3 protein-coding genes are annotated in these 3,220 nt (G+C 54.1%); all 3 read left to right on the top strand.

The features are described from left to right. The first annotated feature begins 370 nt into the window (after nt 1-370). Nucleotides 371-1,063 (top strand): response regulator transcription factor, encoded by a 693-nt coding sequence (locus tag GX016_10565; GenBank protein HHT71983.1) that lies wholly within the window; start codon nt 371-373, stop codon nt 1,061-1,063. Nucleotide 1,064: 1 nt separating this feature from the next. Then, complete coding sequence (locus GX016_10560) at nt 1,065-2,849, top strand: cell wall metabolism sensor histidine kinase WalK (protein HHT71982.1); 1,785 nt, start codon at nt 1,065-1,067, stop codon at nt 2,847-2,849. A gap of 172 nt (nt 2,850-3,021) precedes the next feature. Then, a partial coding sequence (locus tag GX016_10555; protein ID HHT71981.1) for a DUF3842 family protein occupies nt 3,022-3,220 on the top strand: 199 nt, incomplete at its 3' end.

Raw genomic sequence — 3,220 nt, 5'->3', positions numbered from 1 at the left:
GAAGGTTATATACTGCATATTCAGATGGGAAAATAGCAGGTTGCGTTGCTTTAAGAAAGTATAGTGAGCAGACATGCGAAATGAAAAGACTGTATGTGCGTGCGCTTCCTGCCATGAAAAATGCAAGAGCACTTTACCAGAAGCTTGGATTTGTAGAAAGCGCTCCATATTACAACAATCCTATCAAGGGTAAAAGTTATTTTTGTCTTTCCTTATAGAAGGGTACCCGGATCACAAGTATTTGGCGTATTAGCAAACATGGAAATATAAAAACGGAAAGAAGGTCAGTACAACAGGTAGCAGGATAACGCCGGACCTTGGCGAAAAAAATAGGAAAAAGAGTGGATAGCTCAAGCTGGGAGCGATAGTTATGGCAACTTGTACTAAAATCTTAGTAGTGGAAGACGAACAGCGGATGCGGGATCTGCTGCGGCTCTACTTGGAACGGGAAGGATATCAAGTGGTGGAGGCAGCCGACGGGCGCACGGCGTTGGACAAGTTTGCCCAAGAGGAGTTTGCCTTGGTGCTGCTAGATGTGATGCTGCCGGCGCTAGATGGATGGACGGTCTGCCAGCGGATGCGGCAAAAGTCCGATGTGCCCATTATTATGCTCACGGCTCGCGGGGAAGAGATCGACCGGGTGACCGGATTTGAGCTGGGAGTCGACGATTATGTGGTGAAGCCGTTTAGCCCGCGGGAACTGGTTATGCGAGTTAAAGCCCTGCTTCGGCGGGCTTGTCCGGAAGTGGCCGAACAAGAAGAAAAGCTGGAGTTTCCCGGTCTTAGCATTGACCATCCGGCGCGGCAGGTAACAGCTAATGGCCTGGAAGTGGCGCTAACACCCAAAGAATACGATCTGCTCTATTTCTTGGCTGGGCAAAAGGGGCGCGTGTTTACCCGCGAGCAGCTACTGGAACGAGTCTGGGGCTACGACTTTTACGGAGATCTGAGAACAGTGGACACTCATATTAAGAATCTACGGGAGAAACTCAAACGAGCAGGTCAAGGAGCCCAGTATTTAGTAACCGTCTGGGGTGTAGGCTACAAGTTCGAGGTGAAATAAAGTGAAGAGCATGGTAGGGCGGCTATGGTTGACGTTGGTGGTATCAGTGGCTGCGATTTTGCTCTTACTGGGGCTGTTTTTGTCACAGCTGTTCGACAACTTTTATTTTGATCTCCAAGCGGACAACCTCATCGACCAAGGGCGAAATCTGGGCCAACTGGTGCTTTCATCGGCCAGCAATGTAGAGCTGCTGCGGGAGCTGGCTTTAGTGGAGGATTTTCTCAAGGCCAATGTGGTCATTATGGATAAAAGCGGCCTTATTTCCAACGTTAGCCCGGGGATGCAGCATCACCGGCGACTTCGCGGTGGGGGCCAGGTATTAACGCCGCCGCAAGCCGCAGCAGTATTGTCAGGCCAGACAGTAGTGATTAAAGGTTATCGTACCGGGCTAGACACCACCATGCTGACAGTGGCGGTACCGATAACAGCCGACGATCAGGTGGTGGGAGCTGTGTATTTGTACACGCCCTTGGCCCCCATCACCCGTACCATTGCTTCGGTACGCCGGCTCATTCGTTACGGCATTGTAGGCACCATGGCCGTGGCCACAGTGATGGCTTTTTTCCTGTCCCGACGGCTGTCTCGCCCTCTCATCCGGATGGAGCAAGCAGCAGAGGCCATGGCCAGCGGGGATTTTTCGCCCCGGGTGAAGGTGCACAGCCAAGACGAAGTGGGTCGCCTAGGCGCGGCCTTAAATCATTTGGCGGCTGAATTAGCCCGCACCTTGGCTGCTTTGGGGGCGGAGCGGGATCAACTGGCCCAGATCCTCGCCGGCATGACGGACGGGGTAATCACCTTTTCGGCCACTGGAGAGCTACTGGTTTATAACCCGCCGGCGGCTGAGTATTTGGCACCGGTGGCAGATCTGGCCCTGGGACAGTGCCTAGGAGAGGAGATAATCTTACCTAGCCTCGAGGACTCGGTGAAGCAAGTGGCCACCACCGGTAAGGCTCAGGGTACCGAGTTTAAGCTCCAGGATCGCGTGCTGGTAGCGCGCCTGGCCCCGCTCACAGCCGAAGGCACCGTCCGGGCGGTGGTGTGTGTACTCTTTGACATGACCAAGGAACGCCGCTTAGAAGCTATGCGGCGCGAATTCGTGGCTAACGTGTCCCACGAACTAAGAACACCGCTTACTTATCTCCAGGGCTACGCCGAAGCGATTTTGGACGGACTGGCTGCCAGCAGGGAAGAAGAAGAGAAGTACTTGAGTATTATTCTGGACGAGACGCTGCGCCTAAGGCGCCTGGTAAATGATCTGCTAGATTTGGCCCTGATCGAAGCCGGCCAGTTGGTATTGGAGAAAGAAGCGGTGGCTATGCAAGAGTTAATTGAGCAGGTTAGAGAGAAACTGTTGCCGTTGGCCACGGACAAAGGCGTACAGCTGGTTACTGTTCAACCGGAAAAACTGCCCCCGGTCTGGGGAAATCCGGACCGTCTGCAGCAGATCCTGATTAATTTACTTAACAACGCCCTGCGCTACACTCCGGCTGGCGGAACCATTACCGTGGAAACCGCTTGGGCCGGGGCCGAAGTTCTGACGGTAAGTGTCCGTGACACCGGTACCGGTATTGCACCTTCGGATCTACCTTACATCTTTGAGCGGTTTTACAAAAAAGAGAAAGCCCGCACCCGCTCCAGTGCCGGCACCGGTATCGGCTTGGCCATCGTCAAAGGGTTGGTGGAAGCCCACGGCGGCGAGATCAAAGTAACCAGCCAGTTGGGACAGGGCACTACTTTTACGTTGACATTACCGTTGGCCGGCTCTCAGACCGAGGGCAGCGCTTAATCCGGCCCACCTGTTGCTACAGCGCCAAGGGGTGGCAACGGGGCAAAACATGTTTTGCAGCAGTAGTTAGGTTCAAGCAGGAATAACGCGGTTCAAGACGAATATGATACAGGAACGGTAAAACCCGAAGGTAAGAAACGCAGCCCGAAGGCTGCTAAAAAGAGGTAAGTTTATGTTAGTTGTGGTGATCGACGGTTTAGGCGGTGGGATCGGCAGCCAGCTGGTAGGACAGATCAAAGACAATCTCCCCTCTGGCAGCGAAGTGCTGGCCTTGGGGACGAATTCGGCTGCCACGCAAGCCATGATCAAAGCCGGCGCCCAGCGGGGGGCCACCGGCGAGAATGCTATTCGAGTCATGGCCGGGCAGGCCG

The organism is Bacillota bacterium (assembly GCA_012837285.1).
In the GTDB taxonomy this organism is placed as follows: Bacteria; Bacillota; DTU030; order DUMP01; family DUMP01; genus DUNI01.
Note: the sequence above shows the minus strand (reverse complement) of the source record. Positions and strands in the feature narration are given on the sequence as shown.